The organism is Nocardia sp. NPDC050718 (assembly GCF_040654235.1).
Lineage (GTDB): Bacteria > Actinomycetota > Actinomycetes > Mycobacteriales > Mycobacteriaceae > Nocardia.
In genome coordinates this window covers 36,541-51,942 of the sequence record NZ_JBFAHQ010000003.1, presented here as the reverse complement: position 1 = coordinate 51,942, position 15,402 = coordinate 36,541, and the positions used below count along the sequence as shown (strand labels likewise).

14 protein-coding genes are annotated in these 15,402 nt (G+C 69.6%); 10 read left to right on the top strand and 4 right to left on the bottom strand.

Annotation, left to right across the window (positions count from 1 at the left end; genetic code table 11):
- The first annotated feature begins 33 nt into the window (after nucleotides 1-33).
- Both AB0H54_RS14580 and AB0H54_RS14575 read left to right on the top strand, forming a co-directional pair.
- The gene (locus tag AB0H54_RS14580) at nucleotides 34-2,205 is read left to right on the top strand and encodes a molybdopterin-dependent oxidoreductase (protein ID WP_357345815.1); all 2,172 of its coding nucleotides are present in this window, start codon (nucleotides 34-36) and stop codon (nucleotides 2,203-2,205) included.
- A 170-nt stretch (nucleotides 2,206-2,375) separates the two neighbouring features.
- Nucleotides 2,376-3,005, top strand: coding sequence for a pyridoxamine 5'-phosphate oxidase family protein (locus tag AB0H54_RS14575; RefSeq protein WP_355284783.1), 630 nt, complete (start codon nucleotides 2,376-2,378; stop codon nucleotides 3,003-3,005).
- Here the strand turns inward: AB0H54_RS14575 and AB0H54_RS14570 are convergent, their stop codons facing one another.
- Nucleotides 3,006-3,503: a GtrA family protein gene (locus AB0H54_RS14570; RefSeq protein WP_357345813.1), complete on the bottom strand. Its 498-nt coding sequence runs from the start codon at nucleotides 3,501-3,503 to the stop codon at nucleotides 3,006-3,008.
- Nucleotides 3,504-3,518: 15 nt separating this feature from the next.
- On the opposite strand from AB0H54_RS14570, the gene AB0H54_RS14565 reads away from it, so the two are divergent.
- The 3 genes from AB0H54_RS14565 to AB0H54_RS14555 all read left to right on the top strand — a co-directional run bounded on the left by AB0H54_RS14565 (nucleotide 3,519) and on the right by AB0H54_RS14555 (nucleotide 7,868).
- Nucleotides 3,519-4,946 (top strand): FAD-binding oxidoreductase, encoded by a 1,428-nt coding sequence (locus AB0H54_RS14565; protein WP_357345811.1) that lies wholly within the window; start codon nucleotides 3,519-3,521, stop codon nucleotides 4,944-4,946.
- Nucleotides 4,943-5,722 carry a decaprenylphospho-beta-D-erythro-pentofuranosid-2-ulose 2-reductase gene (locus AB0H54_RS14560; RefSeq protein WP_357345809.1) on the top strand — a complete coding sequence of 260 codons (780 nt, stop codon included), beginning with the start codon at nucleotides 4,943-4,945 and terminating at the stop codon, nucleotides 5,720-5,722. Before AB0H54_RS14565 ends, AB0H54_RS14560 begins: the two co-directional genes overlap by 4 nt.
- A gap of 175 nt (nucleotides 5,723-5,897) precedes the next feature.
- The gene (locus AB0H54_RS14555) at nucleotides 5,898-7,868 is read left to right on the top strand and encodes a galactan 5-O-arabinofuranosyltransferase (RefSeq protein WP_357346596.1); all 1,971 of its coding nucleotides are present in this window, start codon (nucleotides 5,898-5,900) and stop codon (nucleotides 7,866-7,868) included.
- On the opposite strand, the gene AB0H54_RS14550 is transcribed toward AB0H54_RS14555, so the two are convergent.
- Genes AB0H54_RS14550 through AB0H54_RS14540 form a run of 3 tightly spaced genes read right to left on the bottom strand, consistent with a single transcriptional unit; the run spans nucleotide 7,852 to nucleotide 9,185 of the window.
- Nucleotides 7,852-8,262 (bottom strand): type II toxin-antitoxin system VapC family toxin, encoded by a 411-nt coding sequence (locus AB0H54_RS14550; RefSeq protein ID WP_357345807.1) that lies wholly within the window; start codon nucleotides 8,260-8,262, stop codon nucleotides 7,852-7,854. The two genes, AB0H54_RS14555 and AB0H54_RS14550, sit on opposite strands and share 17 nt — an antisense overlap.
- Nucleotides 8,259-8,510, bottom strand: a complete 252-nt coding sequence (locus AB0H54_RS14545; protein WP_357345805.1) for an AbrB/MazE/SpoVT family DNA-binding domain-containing protein — start codon at nucleotides 8,508-8,510, stop codon at nucleotides 8,259-8,261. The genes AB0H54_RS14550 and AB0H54_RS14545 overlap by 4 nt, the downstream gene beginning before the upstream one ends.
- Before the next feature lie 45 nt (nucleotides 8,511-8,555).
- A complete protein-coding gene (locus tag AB0H54_RS14540; RefSeq protein WP_357345803.1) occupies nucleotides 8,556-9,185 on the bottom strand; it encodes a TIGR03086 family metal-binding protein in 630 nt (209 codons plus the stop codon).
- A 94-nt stretch (nucleotides 9,186-9,279) separates the two neighbouring features.
- Between AB0H54_RS14540 and AB0H54_RS14535 the strand changes: the two genes are divergently transcribed.
- The 5 genes from AB0H54_RS14535 (at nucleotide 9,280) to AB0H54_RS14515 (ending at nucleotide 15,278) form a co-directional block, all read left to right on the top strand.
- On the top strand, nucleotides 9,280-10,233 hold the full coding sequence (locus AB0H54_RS14535; RefSeq protein ID WP_357345801.1) for a WYL domain-containing protein: 954 nt from the start codon (nucleotides 9,280-9,282) through the stop codon (nucleotides 10,231-10,233).
- Nucleotides 10,234-10,411: 178 nt separating this feature from the next.
- Nucleotides 10,412-10,954 carry a hypothetical protein gene (locus AB0H54_RS14530; protein WP_357345799.1) on the top strand — a complete coding sequence of 181 codons (543 nt, stop codon included), beginning with the start codon at nucleotides 10,412-10,414 and terminating at the stop codon, nucleotides 10,952-10,954.
- Nucleotides 10,955-11,168: 214 nt separating this feature from the next.
- The gene (locus AB0H54_RS14525; RefSeq protein ID WP_357345797.1) at nucleotides 11,169-11,681 is read left to right on the top strand and encodes a hypothetical protein; all 513 of its coding nucleotides are present in this window, start codon (nucleotides 11,169-11,171) and stop codon (nucleotides 11,679-11,681) included.
- A 95-nt stretch (nucleotides 11,682-11,776) separates the two neighbouring features.
- Nucleotides 11,777-14,965 (top strand): arabinosyltransferase domain-containing protein, encoded by a 3,189-nt coding sequence (locus AB0H54_RS14520; RefSeq protein WP_357346595.1) that lies wholly within the window; start codon nucleotides 11,777-11,779, stop codon nucleotides 14,963-14,965.
- A gap of 151 nt (nucleotides 14,966-15,116) precedes the next feature.
- Nucleotides 15,117-15,278 (top strand): hypothetical protein, encoded by a 162-nt coding sequence (locus AB0H54_RS14515; protein ID WP_218721237.1) that lies wholly within the window; start codon nucleotides 15,117-15,119, stop codon nucleotides 15,276-15,278.
- Nucleotides 15,279-15,402: the final 124 nt, after the last annotated feature.

Genomic DNA, 15,402 nt, shown 5'->3' with positions numbered 1-15,402 from the left:
CCCGGGCGCACCGGACGGCGTAAGGATGGAGTCATGGCTCCGCGAACGCTGCTGCGCACCTGTCCGCTGTGTGAGGCCGTCTGCGGCCTGACCATCACCCTCGACGAGGCCGACCGGGTGCTCTCGGTCCGCGGCGACCGCGACGACCCGTTCAGCAAGGGCTTCCTCTGCCCGAAGGGCGCCAGCTTCGGCAAGCTCGACGACGACCCCGACCTCGTCACCACCCCGCTCATCCGCGACGGCGACGCGTTCCGCCCCGCGAGCTGGGACGAGGCCTTCGACCTGATCGCGACCGGGTTCGCCGCGGTGAACGCCGCGCACGGCAGCGGCGCGACCGGGATCTACCTGGGCAATCCCAACGCGCACACCGTCGCGGGGGCGCTGTATCTGCCCGCGCTGATCCGCGCGCTGAGCACCCGCCACATCTACACCGCCAGCACCGCCGATCAGATGCCCAAGCAGGTCGCCGCAGGCCTCATGTTCGGCGACCCGCTGACGGTGCCGGTCCCCGACCTGGACCGCACCGACTTCCTGCTGATGCTCGGCGCGAACCCGCTCGAATCCAACGGCTCGCTATGCACCGCGCCGGACTTCCCCGGCCGGTTGAAGGCGCTGCGGGCGCGCGGCGGCAAGCTGGTCGTCGTCGACCCGAGGGCGACCAGGACCGCCGACCTCGCCGACGAACACCTGTTCATCCGGCCCGGCGCCGACGCGTACCTGCTCTTCGCGGTGATCCACACGCTGTTCGCCGAGAACCTGGTCGACCTGCGGATCGAGGTCGACGGCCTCGACGAACTGCGCGCCGCGGCCGCGGAGTTCGGCCCGGACGCGGTGGTCGAGCGCACCGGCATCCCCGCCGACACCATCCGCGCGCTGGCCCGCGACCTCGCCGCCGCGCCGACCGCCGCCGTCTACGCCAGGATCGGCACCTGCACCGCCGAGTTCGGCACCCTCACCCAGTGGCTGGTCGACGCGCTCAACGCGCTCACCGGCAATCTCGACGCCCCCGGCGGCGCCATGTTCGCCACCGCCGCCGCGGGCGGCATCGCGCGCAGCAAGCCGTTCCGCCCCGGCCGCTGGACCAGCCGGGTGCGCGGGCTGCCCGAGACGATGGGCGAACTGCCCGTCGCCACCCTCGCCGACGAGATCGAAACGCCGGGTCAGGGACAGATCAGGGCCCTGGTCACGGTCGCGGGCAACCCGGTGCTGTCCGCCCCGAGCGGCGCCCGGCTGGACCGGGGGCTGGCCGGGCTCGACTTCATGGTCAGCGTGGACAGGTACGTGAACGAGACGACCCGGCACGCGACGGTGATCCTGCCGCCGCCGCGCTCGGTGCAGTCGCCGCACTACGACTTCGCGCTGCTGCAGTTCGCGGTGCGCAACTACGCGCGCTACTCGCCGCCGCTCGTCCCGCTCGACGGGCGCCCGTCCGAATCGGCGGTCATCGCCCGGCTGGCCGCCGCCGTCAGCGGGCAGCCGCACGACGGCACCGGCGCGGCGAGCCCGATCGCCGTCGTCGACGAACTCGTCATCGCGGGCATGCTGCACAAGGCGGGGATGAGCGACCGGCGCGACGAACTGGAGGGCGTCGACACCACCGAACAGCGCATCGACCTGATGCTCAAGCTCGGCCCCTACGGCGCCTGGAACGGCGGCGAGCTGAGCCTGCGCACCCTGCTCGACAACCCGCACGGCCTCGACCTCGGCCCGCTGCGGCCGCGCCTGCCCGGTGTCCTACGTACGGCATCCGGCCGCGTCGACCTGGCGCCGCGACAGCTGCTCGACGATGTGCCGCGGCTGCGGGCCGGGCTGACGGCGCGCGCGCCGGAGATGGTGCTGATCGGGCGCAGGCAGCTGCGCTCCAACAACAGCTGGATGCACAACATCGCCGGCCTGGTCGGCGGATCGAACCGCTGCACCCTGCAGATCCACCCCGACGACGCGACCAGGCTCGGCCTCGGCGAGCAGGCCGCGATCAGCTCGGCGGCGGGCTCGCTGACCGTCCAGGTCGAGCAGACGCCGACGATCATGTCCGGCGTCGTGAGTTTGCCGCACGGCTGGGGACACGGCGCGAGCACCACCCAATCGGTGGCCAGCGCGCACGCGGGCGTGAACGCCAATGTGCTGACCGATGATTCGGTGGTCGACGTGATCTCCGGCACCGCGGTGTTCAACGGGGTGCCGGTGCGGGTAGAACCGGTCTGATCGGTCTACCTCGGGAAACCCTTGCGCAAACAGGACTTTCGTACCATTCGCAACAATGGACTCGCCCCACGGCTTGTGATAGTCCCCTACACTGGGTGAGATTGCGGTCACAAGCGGGGGTTTCAGCGCGAAACCCGCATCACCCGGTTCGGCTAGCAGAGGGGGCCCCGATGCCCGAGAAACACGTCGGCAGCGACGGAGAGCACGAGCTTCAGGACACGTTGGGCACGACCGAAAGGGCCGAACGCTTCTACGACGACCAGGTGATCGACTACCTGAACCCGTCGATGGTCGAATTCGTCGCGCGGATGGACATGGCCTTCATCTCCACCGCCGACGCGCACGGCGAATGCGACGCCAGTTTCCGGGCGGGAACACCGGGGTTCCTGCACGTGATCGACGAACGCACGATTGCGTACCCCGAGTATCGAGGTAACGGAGTAATGGCCAGCCTCGGCAACATCCTCGAGAACCCGCACGTCGGGATCTTGATGATCGACTTCGTGCGCGATCTGATCGGGCTGCACATCAATGGCAAGGCCCGCATGGTTGCCGACAGTGAGCTACGCGAGTCCGTCGACGATCTGCCCGCACCGGAGCGGGGCAGGGCGTCGCAGGTGTGGGTCGTCGTCGATGTGGAAGAGGCCTACATCCACTGCCGCAAGCACATTCCGCAGATGGTGCCCGTCGCGCGGGACCGGCGGGAGTGGGGCACCGACAACGTCAGGGCCAAGGGCGGCGACTACTTCGGCGTCAAGGCGGGCAAGCAGCCCGCGCCGGCCGCCGCCAAGGCCAGCTGACTACTTGATCTTGAAGATCACCGCGCGCTGCACGACGAAGTTGATGACGGTGGCGGTGCCCTGCGCGACGACGAACGCCAGCGGCTGCCGCCACCACTCGCCGGGCAGCGCGAAGTACAGCGCCGCGTTGATGCCGACCTGCACGGCGAAGGTCACCGCGTAGAGCACGACGACCGCGATGAAGCGCGCCCTGCTCGGCTCGGCCTTGAAGGTCCAGCGCCGGTTGATCAGGTACGCGGTGGTGGTTCCGCAGACGAAGCTGACCGCCTTGGCCAGGCTCACCGGCAGGCCGAGCAGGTTCAGCAGCAGGCTGTAGATGCCGTAGTCGACGATCGCCGAGAGGCCGCCGGTCAGCGTGAACCGCACGATCTGCGTCTTCAGGTCTACGTCGGTTCCACCAGGCTCGTCGACCAGCGGAATCTCGGCGGGAAGCGGCAGATGCGGTTGGGCTTGCACGTGAGGAAGACTACGAGACCGGCCGCGTGTCCCGCCATGCATGTAGCCTCTTAGCCGATGTCCGAGAACATTCCGACCGCCACCGGCGAGGCGTTTGCGCTGCCTACGCGCACTCGCAAGCTCACCGGATGGGGTCGCACCGCACCCACCTCCGCCGAAGTGCTCTCGACCAGCGATCCCGAGTTGATCGTCAAGGCCGTGAGCATGGTCGCCGAGGACAACGACTCCAAGCCGGCGCACCTGCGACGCGGCGTGATCGCGCGTGGCCTCGGCCGCTCCTACGGGGACAACTCGCAGAACGCGGGCGGCCTCGTGATCGACATGCCCGCGCTGAACAAGATCCACCGCATCGACGCCGCGACCCGTCTGGTCGACGTCGACGGCGGCGTCGATCTGGATCAGCTGATGAAGGCGGCGCTGCCGTTCGGCCTCTGGGTGCCCGTCCTACCCGGTACCAGGCAGGTCACCATCGGTGGCGCGATCGGTTCCGATATCCACGGCAAGAACCATCACAGCGCGGGCAGCTTCGGCAACCACGTGCGCTCGATGGATCTGCTGACCGCCGACGGCGTGGTCCGCACGATCACCGCCGAGTCCGACCCCGAGCTGTTCTGGGCGACCATCGGCGGCTGCGGCCTGACCGGCATCATCCTGCGCGCGACCATCGAGATGACGCCGACCGAGACGGCGTACTTCATCGCCGACGGCGACGTCACCGCCACCCTCGACGAGACCATCGCCTTCCACAGCGACGGCTCCGAGGGAAACTACGAGTACAGCTCGGCCTGGTTCGACGCGATCAGCCCGCTGCCCAAGCTGGGCCGCGCCGCCATCTCGCGCGGCAACCTGGCCAAGCTCGACCAGCTGCCGAAGAAGCTGCAGAAGGACCCGCTGCGGTTCAACGGCAAGACCTTCTTCACCCTGCCCGACGTGTTCCCCAACGGCCTGGCCAACAAGTACACCTTCGGCCCGATCGGCGAGGTCTGGTACCGCAAGTCGGGCACCTACCGGGGCAAGGTCCAGAATCTGACGCAGTTCTACCACCCGCTCGACATGCTGGGTGAATGGAACCGCGGCTACGGCTCCAACGGCTTCCTGCAGTACCAGTTCGTGGTGCCGCCGGAGTCGGTCGAGGAGTTCAAGCGGATCATCATCGACATCCAGGGCTCCGGCTTCTATTCCTTCCTCAATGTGTTCAAGCTGTTCGGTCCGGGTAACCAGGCGCCGTTGAGCTTCCCCATGGAGGGCTGGAACATCTGCGTCGACTTCCCGATCTCGCGCGGGCTCAACGAGTTCGTCAGCGATCTGGACCGGCGGGTGCTCGAGTTCGGCGGCCGGCTCTACACCGCCAAGGACTCGCGGACCAGCGCCGAGTCGTTCCACAAGATGTACCCGCGGATCGACGAGTGGATCAAGGTCCGCCGCAGCGTCGACCCGACCGGCGTGTTCATGTCCGATATGGCCAGGAGGCTGGAGCTCCAGTGATCAACGCAGTTGGCAACCCGCAGACCATTCTGCTGTTCGGCGGCACCTCCGAGATCGGTCTCGCGATCTGCGCCGAGTACCTGCGCAAGAGCCCGGCCCGGGTCGTGCTGGCCAACCTGCCCGGCGATCCGCTGCTCGAGGGCGCGGTCGCCACGCTGAAGGCGGCAGGCGCGACCCAGGTCGACGTCATCGACTTCGACGCGCTCGACACCGAGTCGCACCCGAAGGTCGTCGACCAGGCGTTCGCCGCGGGTGACGTCGACGTCGCGATCGTGGCGTTCGGTGTGCTCGGCGACGCCGAGGAGCTGTGGCAGAACCAGCGCAAGGCGGTCATGACCGTCGGCATCAACTACACCGCCGGTGTCTCGGTGGGCGTGCTGGTCGGCGACAAGTTCAAGGCGCAGGGCCACGGCCGGTTCATCGTGATGTCCTCGGTGGCCGGTGAGCGCGTGCGTCGCTCGAACTTCGTCTACGGCTCCACCAAGGCCGGCCTGGACGGCTTCTACCTCGGCCTCGGCGAGGCGCTGCGGCCGCACGGTCCGCGCGTCACCGTGGTGCGGCCGATGCAGGTGCGCACCTCGGCGACGAAGGCGCACTGGGAGGCCACCGGCTCCAAGGAAGCCCCGCTCACCGTCGATCCCGAGGACGTGGCCCGGCTCGCCGTCGCCGCCTCCGAGAAGGGCACCGAGATCGTCTGGGCACCCGGCGAGGCCCGCTTCCTGATGTCGGCGCTGCGCCACGTGCCGCGCCCGATCTTCCGCAAGCTGCCGATCTGATCGACCGCTTGTCGCGTACTGCCGCATCGTCCTGTGACGGTGCGGCAGTTCGTGTTTCCGCAGGCGGGAACCCGTGCGGAGCGACCGGACGCTTCGGCCTCCGCCGGTCGGCACCGGCTCCACTAGGCTGACCCGGACCGTGAGAGCCGACACCGAGCCGGAGGGCAGCGCGCCGATGACGACCAACGACGAGGTGCGGCCGCTGCGCAGGATCGGGGCGGGGGTCGGCGAGGCCGCCGGGGCCGCCGCGGTGGCGCTGGCGGTCGCCGTGGTCGGGCTCTACGCGTTCTCCGCGGTGCAGTGGCCGGCGTTCAACTCCTCGAACGTGACCAAGGCGCTGACCACCGTCGGCCAGTTCGCCGCCATCGCGCTGCTGGTCGTCGCGGTGCTGCTGATCCGGCTGCGCAAGTGGCCGGTGGTGGCGAAACTGGCGTCCTGGATCGGTATTTCGGGCTTCGTCACTGTCACGCTCGGCATGCCGCTGGCCGCGACGAAGCTGTATCTGTTCGGTGTCTCGGTGGATCAGGAGTTCCGCACCGAGTACCTCACCCGGCTCACCGACAGCGCCGCGCTGCGGGACATGACCTATGTGGACATCCCGCCGTTCTATCCGGCCGGCTGGTTCTGGCTCGGCGGCCGGGTGGGCAATGTGCTCGGCATGGACGGCTGGGAAGTGTTCAAGCCGTACGCGATCGGGCTGCTCGCGATCGCCGCGGCGGTGGCCCTGGTGTTGTGGACCCAGTTGGTGCGCGCCGATCTCGCGGTGGGTGCCGCCGCGGCCGTGACCGCGATGACGCTGGCCTACGCCTCGCCCGAGGCGTACGGGGCGGTGCTGGTGGTGTTCCTCCCGCCGGTGCTGGTGCTGGCCTGGGGTGCGCTGCACCGGTCGTCGGGCGGCTGGGGCGCGGTACTCGGCACCGGGCTGTTCCTCGGGGTGGCCGCCTGTTTCTACACGCTGTACCTGGCGATCGCGGCGTTCACCGTGGTGCTGATGGCCGTGGTGGCGGCGGGTGTCGCGGTGTACACGCGGCGCGAAGACCTGCGTCCCCGGGTCGGCGGTCCGCGCGCGGTCGGCGGCCCGGCGCCGTGGCGGGCGGCGATCGCGCCGCTGACCAAGCTGGTCGCCATCGGCGCGATCGCCGGGGTGCTCGCACTGGTGGTGTGGGCGCCCTACCTGCTGAAGATGCTGTCGGGAGCGAAACTGCCGTCCGGCAACGCCTTCCACTATCTGCCCCAGTCGGGCGCCGAGCTGGCGTTCCCCATGCTGGAGTTCTCGCTGCGGGGTGCGCTGTGCCTGCTCGGGACGCTGTGGCTGGTGCTGCGGGCCGGTTCGTCGCGGCGGGCGCAGGCGCTGGGGCTCGGCGTGCTGGCGATCTACCTGTGGACGCTGCTGTCGATGGCGGCGACCGCGGCGGGGACGACGCTGCTGTCGTTCCGGCTGGAGCCGGTGCTGCTCGCGGTGCTCGCCGCGGCGGGCGTCTTCGGGTTCGTCGAGCTCGCCGGGGTGATCTACCGGGGGCTGCACGAGCAGGCGCCGGTGCGGGTCGCGGCCGGTGTGCTCGCCGTGCTGGGCGCGCTGGCCTTCGCGCAGCACATCCCGACCGTGCTCACCCACGAGATCGACACCGCCTACACCGATACCGTGCCCACCGAGACGCCCAACGCCGAGGGCACTTTCGGCGAGCGGGCCGACAAGCGCAAGCCATCGGCCGTGGCCTATTACCACGCGGTGGACGAAGCCCTGCTGGCCCAGACCGGCCGTCCCAGGGACGAATCCGTCGTCCTCACCGCCGACACCAGCTTCCTCGCCTTCTACCCCTACTTCGGCTTCCAGGCCCTCACCTCGCACTACGCGAACCCGCTGTCGGACTTCAAGGCCCGCGCCGCCACCATTGCCGCCTGGAGCAAACTCGACTCGTCCCCCGCCCTCCTCGACGCCATGGCCACCGCCCCCTGGCGCGCCCCCGACGCCTTCCTCTTCCGCCGCGACGGCGACACCTACACCCTGCGCCTCGCCGAAGACGTCTACCCCAACGACCCGAACGTCAAGCGCTACACGGTCGCCTTCCCGAAGACCCTCTTCACCGACCCCGCCTTCACCACCACCGATATCGGCCCCTTCACCCTGATCACCGTCCGCCGCTGAGGCCTGGCTCGATCCGCCGCACGGTGCCGACCTTGCCGATGCCCTTGTCGAACGAAGCGATCGCCGATCCGGGATCCGCCTCGGCGAGGGCAACCAGGTAGGCATCGGCGAACGACAGCCGGTCGTGCTCGTAGACGTCTACCGCCCGGATCAGCACGGCAGGGTCGTCCGTGGCTACGTTGCGGGATCCGATGATCGCGCGGGTCAGCGCGGCTACCTGTGGACGGGGCACCTGGTACACGCTCTGCAGCACGTACACCGTTTCCGCCACGATGAGATCGGGCAGATAGAGGTCGTCGGATTCCGCCAGCAGCGCAGACGCGCCTCTACCCATCTCTGGCGGATCCTGCGTGAAGTGACGGACCAGGATGTTCGTATCCAGGTAGACGGTCACGACTCCCCGTCCTGCCACTGCTGTGCCCACGCGGCGTCGCGGATTTCTTCCCACGAGCGGCCTCGTACCTGCGGCGGAACCGGCACGCTCCCGGCGAGGTCGAGCAGGTCCGGAGTCTTGGCCAGCACCACGACCTCACCCTCGACTCGGAAGTGCACGTTGTCGCCGGTGTGTAGCTCCAGAGCGTCCCGGACCGCTTTGGGGACCGTGATCTGACCCTTCGAGGTCAGCCGAGCCAATGCGTCCATGCCTTCTCCTTACCTAGGTAACAAAGTAAGGATACCGCTCGGCGCTCAGGCCGCGGTGCGGCCGAGGTAGTGCAGGAGGTCGTCGATCGGGCCGGTCGACGTGGTGACGACGACCGGGGCGTAGGCGCCCCACTGACGCAGGGGTTCGACGATCTCGGCGTCGGTGCCGCTGCCGGGGGCCGGGTGGAAAGTGCGCGCCGCGGTCAGCAGGTGGGTGGCCAGGTCGGCGGTGAGGGGGGACGGCTGGCCGGTGGCGACGGCGATGTCCCAGGCGTGGACGGCGGCGTCGAGCGCGGCCAGTGTCGCGGCGACCGGGGTGGGCAGATCGCCGTGTGGGAGCGGGGTGGGGACGGTCGCGGTGTCGTCGGCGACGGTGGACCAGGCGGCGGCGGTCTGCTCGACGGCCGCCTCGACCAGGGCGACGGCGGACCCGTCGATGGTCCCGGAGGGGTCGAAGGGGTTGTAGCTCGGGCCAGGGCCTACGCCCAGCGCGGCGGCGTAGGCGAGCTGGTCGCCCGCCGCGTGCTGGACGACCTGGGTGACGGTCCATTCCGAGCACGGCGTCGGCAGGTCCCACTGGTCCGCGCCGACGCCGGCGACGACATCGCGCAGGGCCGCGTAGGAGGTGGCGACCACGTCGCGCCAGACGGTCTCGAGGGCTGCGGTGCTGTTCATTTTGGAGCCTTCCTTCTCGGTGATGACTCCAGCCTAGAAACCTATTAGGCTCGTTTCTTTCCTAATTTCCGCACGACTTTCGACGAGGTGGGACATGGCCGCGACGACACCCCGCGTCCTGCGGCTGCTCGCCCTGCTCCAGGACCGCGCCTACACCGGACGCGAGCTCGCCGACCGCCTCGGGATCACCGAACGCACTGTCCGCAACGACATCTCGCGACTGCGCGACCTCGGCTACCCCGTGCACGCCGAACGCGGCGCGATCGGCGGCTACCGGCTCGGCCGCGGCGCCACCATGCCGCCGCTGCTGCTCGACGACGACGAGGCGGTGGCCGTCGCGCTGTCCATCGCCGTGGCCGCCGACGGCGCGCTCGCCGTCTCCGACCTGGGCGACCAGCTCACCAGGGCGCTGCGCAAGATCGAGCAGATCCTGCCGAAACGATTGCAGCGCAAGGTCTCCGCACTGCACGACGCCACCGAGATCGGCCCGGCCACCACCGGCTCGCGCGAACCCGACGCCCCGGTCGCCGCCGGCATCCTCACCACCCTGGCCGACGCGGTCCGGCGCACCACCGCGGTCACCGTCGACGACGGCGTCGAACTGGAGCCCTACCGGCTGATCAACTGGCAGCGCCGCTGGTACCTGGTCGCCTACAACATGCGCAGCCACGCCTGGGAAGCGATTCCGGCCGCGCGGATCACCACCGCCACCGCGGGCAGCCGGGTGTTCGCCCCGCGCAGGCTGCCCGACGACGATCTGGTCGCCTTCGTCATGCGCCACATCGCGACCACCGGCTGGCGGGTGCACGCCCGCGTCACCGTGCTCGCGCCCGCCGAGACCGTCATCGCGCGGATCAACCCGGCCGTCGGGGTGGTGGAACCGGTCGACGCGCACACCTGCCTGCTGCACACCGGCGCCGACGCGATGGAGACGATCGCGATCTACCTGAGCATGCTGATGATGGATTTCCGCGTCGACGGCCCGCCCGAACTGGTGGCCCACCTGCGCACCCTGGCGCGCCGCTACACCGAGTCCACACCGCCGTGACCGGCCCGGCGGATCGTGTCCGTTCCGTGCCGCATCCCCCTGTCGAGGCCGCTCGACAGCACTACACTGACGGGTGCGGCACGGTCGCCGCCGGCGGGCGAGCACCACGGCGGATGGCGTTGGAATCTTCGATCCTGCACGTCACGGGTCTCGGCGACCCGCTACCGGAGGAGGACTTATGTCCGATCCGTTGCACACGAGGGTGTGCCTCACCGGCCTGAACTGCTCCTGCCCGAGCATCAGCGTCTTCGTGGTGCCCGAGCCGCTGGTCCGCGGCGGGCAGGTGCTGCACCTGCTCGAACAGGCGCCGGTCGCGGGACGAAGACCGGAACCGAAACCCGACACCGAACTGATCGAGCTGATCGAAGCCGTCCGCACGCCGCTGAGCACCCGCGGGCTCGCCCATCTCGAGCGCGTCGCCTTCGCGGGCCCTCGGCACGATCCGCCGACCGCGCGCACCGTCCTGCACGACCATCTGATCGAGGAACCGGAGCCGTGGGGCCTGGACGTGGACGATCCGGCCGAGCTGGTCCGGCTGGAGATGCTGCCCGAGCACCGCATCGGCCCGCGCCGCATCGACGATTTCCAGGCGCATTCGGTGCGCCAGACGATGGCGGCGGTCTACCAGTACTTCGGGATCGATCAGCGCATACCGCTCGTCTATCACGGATTCGCGGACCCTCTCGACGGCTGGTTCGCGCTGCGCGCCGCGGCGGCCTGAACGCCCTGGTCAGGAGCACACAACCAACTGTTGTGTTGATCGACACCCGGTAGCTACTGGTATGCGGGAGCGCGATAGACCACAATATGTCCGGTCAGTGTCAACAAACCGCACGGTTCGTGTCGCGGTGCGGGTACGCTGCGAAATGTTGGATGTTCGGCCGACCGAAATCAGTTTTGGTAGTGCTGATCGGTACGGATGCAGAGGTATAGCTATGACGCTCAGCAGACCCGAGCGAATCGATCTCCTGCTCACCCGCCCGCACCGTCAGGAACCTGAACCGGCGCCGCGCGAAGAGCTGGCCACACTCGGCGCGATCGAGCAGACGGTCGTCGACGCCGCGATCGCGATGCTCGCGCCGGGCCAGAAGTTCGCGCTGCTGTGGTCGCTGCAGGTCGGCGAGCAGGCCGTGGCCGGCGTGCAGGTCAAGGAGCGCGACGGATCGGTCACCAACATGGTGCCGCCCGCCGAGGTGCTCGAGTACCTGATCGACCACAAGCGGATGTCCTACGACCCGGCCGTCGGCACCTGGCTCAGCGCCGAGATCTTCATCGCCGGGCCCACCCGCTACAAGGCCACCTTCGCCACCGGCACCGTCGCGGACTGGATGCCCGAGGTCTCCGAGGACGACCTGCGCGCCGAGTTCGACGCCTACCCGCGCCCCGCCGGCGAAATCCCCGATTGGGCCCGCACGCAGCTCGATTGGAGCAACCGCCGGACGGGCTGACCACCCGTTGTGCCGCGGCGCCGAGTCGCGCACAGGTTCGATGGCTAGCATCAACCCCCGTGCTGCGATCCGAACGAGCGTTCACCCGATACCGCATGGTCGCCCTCGTCTGTGGGCTCCTCGGTTTCGTGCTTGCCCTGCTGACGCCACTGCTGCCGGTGCGCCAGGACCGCGCGAGCCTGGACTGGCCACAGCCGGGCGCGACCAGCGTCGAGGCACCGCTCGTGTCGTATGTGCCGCAGCAGCTCGACGCGCAGCTGCCGTGCGCCATGCTGCGCGATCTCCCCGAGACCGGGACCACCACGCTGGTCGGCACCATCCCGGCGGCCTCCGGCCAGACCTCGCGGGGCCTCACCGTCGCCGTACGTGACGGCGTGCTCGGTGTGCAGGCGCGCGATGTGCCGATGCTCTCGGCACCGGTCGCCGAGATCGCGAACTGCGACCGGATCACCATCACCTCCACCATCGCGGCCACCACGGTCGAGTTCACCGGGGTGACGCGCCAGGACGGCAGCCCGTTCCGCAACACCGTCACCACCGACAAGCGGCCCCAGATCGTCGGCGTCTTCACCGATCTCGACGCCGCCGCGCTCACCGGCGCCCGCCTGCACGCCGACATCGATTCCCGCTTCACCTCGACGCCGACCACGCTGAAGCTGGTGACGATGATCGCCGCCGCGGTCTTCACCGTCCTCGCGCTGATCGCGCTGCACCTGCTCGACACCGCCGACGGGCGCCGCGCGCGCCGGTTCCTGCCGCGGCACTGGTGGCGGATCACGCCGACCGACGTCGTCGTGGTGGTGACGCTGCTCGGCTGGCATGTCATCGGCGCCAACACCTCCGACGACGGCTACATCCTCAACATGGCCCGCGCCTCCGGCCCGTCGGGCTACATGGCCAACTACTACCGCTGGTTCGGCGTCCCCGAGGCACCGTTCGGCTGGTCCTACGAGCTGCTGGCCTGGATGACCAAGATCTCCGACGCCAGCCCCTGGATGCGGCTGCCCGCCCTCGCCGCGGGCCTGGTGTGCTGGGCGGTGATCAGCCGGGAAGTACTGCCCCGCTTGGGCGCCCGGGTGCGCCGCGACAAGGTGGCGCTGTGGACGGCCGGGCTCGTGTTCCTGGCGTTCTGGCTGCCCTACGACAACGGCCTGCGCCCCGAGCCGCTGATCGCGGCGGGCGCGCTGCTCACCTGGTGCCTGATCGAGCGCGCCATCGCCACCGCCCGGCTGCTGCCCGCGGCGCTGGCGATCCTGGTCGCCGCCTTCTCGCTGGCCGCCGGTCCGACCGGATTGATCTGCATCGCCGCGCTGATCGCGGGGACCAGGCCGGTCATGCAGGTCATCATCAAGCGCGCCAAGGGCACCAAGTTCTTCGGCTACGCCGCGCTGCTCGCACCGGGCCTGGCGGCGGGCACCCTGGTGCTCATCGTGGTCTTCGCCGACCAGACGCTGGCCACCGTCATGGAGGCCACCCGGGTCCGCACCCTGGTCGGCCCCAATGTCGCCTGGTTCGACGAGCGCACCCGCTGGGACTCGCTGTTCATGCTCTCCCCCGACGGCTCGCTGGCACGGCGGTTCGGCGTGCTGGTGATGCTGCTGTGCCTGCTCGTGTGCGTCCTGCAGGTGCTGCGTAAGGGCCGCATCCCCGGTACCTCGCGCGGGCCGTCGGTGCGCATCCTCGGCATCGTCTTCGGCGCGCTGCTGCTGATGATGTGGACGCCGACCAAGTGGACCCACCACTTCGGCGTGTACGCCGGGCTGGCCGGGTCGCTGGCCGCGCTGGCCGCGGTCGCGGTGGGCGCCAACGGCATCCGCGCGCCACGCAACCGCGCGCTGTTCACCGCGGCGGTGCTGTTCCTGCTCGCGATGACCTTCACCGGGTCCAACGGGTGGTGGTACGTGTCCAGCTACGGCGTGCCGTTCTGGGACAAGGCGCCGCTGGTGGCCGGCAAGGGCATCTCGACGCTGTTCCTCGGGCTGGCCGTGCTGGCGCTGCTGGTCGCGCTGTACTTCCACCTGCGCGATCCGTACCGCACGCCGTCGGCGCCGAACCGGTTCGACCGCTTCGCCACCATGCCGCTGACCATCGCGGCCGCGCTGCTGGTGCTGTTCGAGGTGGCCTCGATGGCCAAGGGCGCGATCACCCAGTACCCCGCGTTCTCGATCGCCAAGTCGAACATCGAGTCGCTGACCGGTGACACCTGCGGGCTCGCCAACGACGTGCTGGTGGAGACGAACACCGCCGATTCGCTGCTCACCCCCTACACCGGCGCCCCCGCCGACGGACTTAGCGCCGAATCCACCGGCTTCACCCCCAACGGCGTCGCCGCCGACCTCACCGCCGACGCCGACGAGACCGTGGTCGGCGGGGCCAACTCGGTCGACAAGGACTCCGCGAACAAGACCACCAACACCACCGGCGCAGGCACCGGCGGCGGGACGAGCACCGAATCCGGCATCAACGGCAGCACCGTCGCTCTGCCGTTCGGCCTCGATCCCGCGCGCACGCCCGTCCTGGGCTCCTACCAGGACGGTGTGCAGCAGCAGGCCAAGCTGACCTCGCAGTGGTACCGCCTCGATCTCGACGCCGTCCGCGACGACCCGGCCTACCAGGCGCTCATCGTCACCGCGGCCGGGCGCATCCGCTACGTCGACACCGACGGCGTCGTGCACTACGGCCAGGACCTGCGCCTGGAATACGGCACGCACGCCGCCGACGGCACCGTCGCGGCGACCGGCTCGGTCGCGCCGATGGACATCGGCCCCGCGCCGTCCTGGCGCAACCTGCGGGTGCCGCTGGATCAGCTGCCCGCGGGCGTGAACGCGGTGCGCCTGGTCGCCGCCGACAACGACATCACCCAGAAGCAGTGGCTGGCCGTGACGCCGCCGCGCCTGCCGAAGCTGGCCACGCTGCAGTCGGTCGTCGGCGAGACCGACCCGGTGCTGCTGGACTGGCACGTCGGCCTGGCTTTTCCCTGCCAGCGCCCGTTCGACCACCACGACGGCGTCGCCGAGGCGCCGCAGTGGCGGATCCTGCCCGACCGGGTCGGCTCCGACGCGTCCAACGCCTGGCAGGACGACATCGGCGGTGGCCCGCTCGGGTGGACAGGATTGCTGCTGAAGGCCGAGACTGTCCCCACCTATCTCGATCACGACCTCGGCCGGGACTGGGGCGCACTGGAGCGCTTCACCCCCTACCAGCCCGCGCCGCCCGCCGACATCACGGTGACGGTCGTGAACCAGTCGGGGCGGGCGAAGGAGCCTGCTATCCGGGCGCAGTAGGGACTCCGGCAGCGGAAGGGCAGTGACCGGGCGTATACGCGTGTACGGCGCGAAAAGCGTAGCGGCCGTTAGCGTTTCATGTACGTGAAACGCCTGTAAATGCCTGCCGAATGGCCTCCGCCTGCTGGTTTGAGCACGTACCCTGATGGGTATGACAGGAGCCTTCGATGACATGGATCTGCGAGATCTCGTCGAGCTGCTCAGCGACGACGAGAAAAAGGAACTACGACCGGCTGTGATGCGGGTGCTGGATAGATTGCCTTCGCAAGAGGTATTACGTCGCGACCTCAACCGTCGCATGCTCAACGTCTGACTCCTGCTACCCCGCCAACGACAGAAGGCGCGGACCCACCGAGGTGGGGCCCCGCCCAGAAACAAAACGGCGGGGGGGCCTAAAAACCCCCCCGGCCCCCCCGGCACAACCCCGCGCGGGGGGC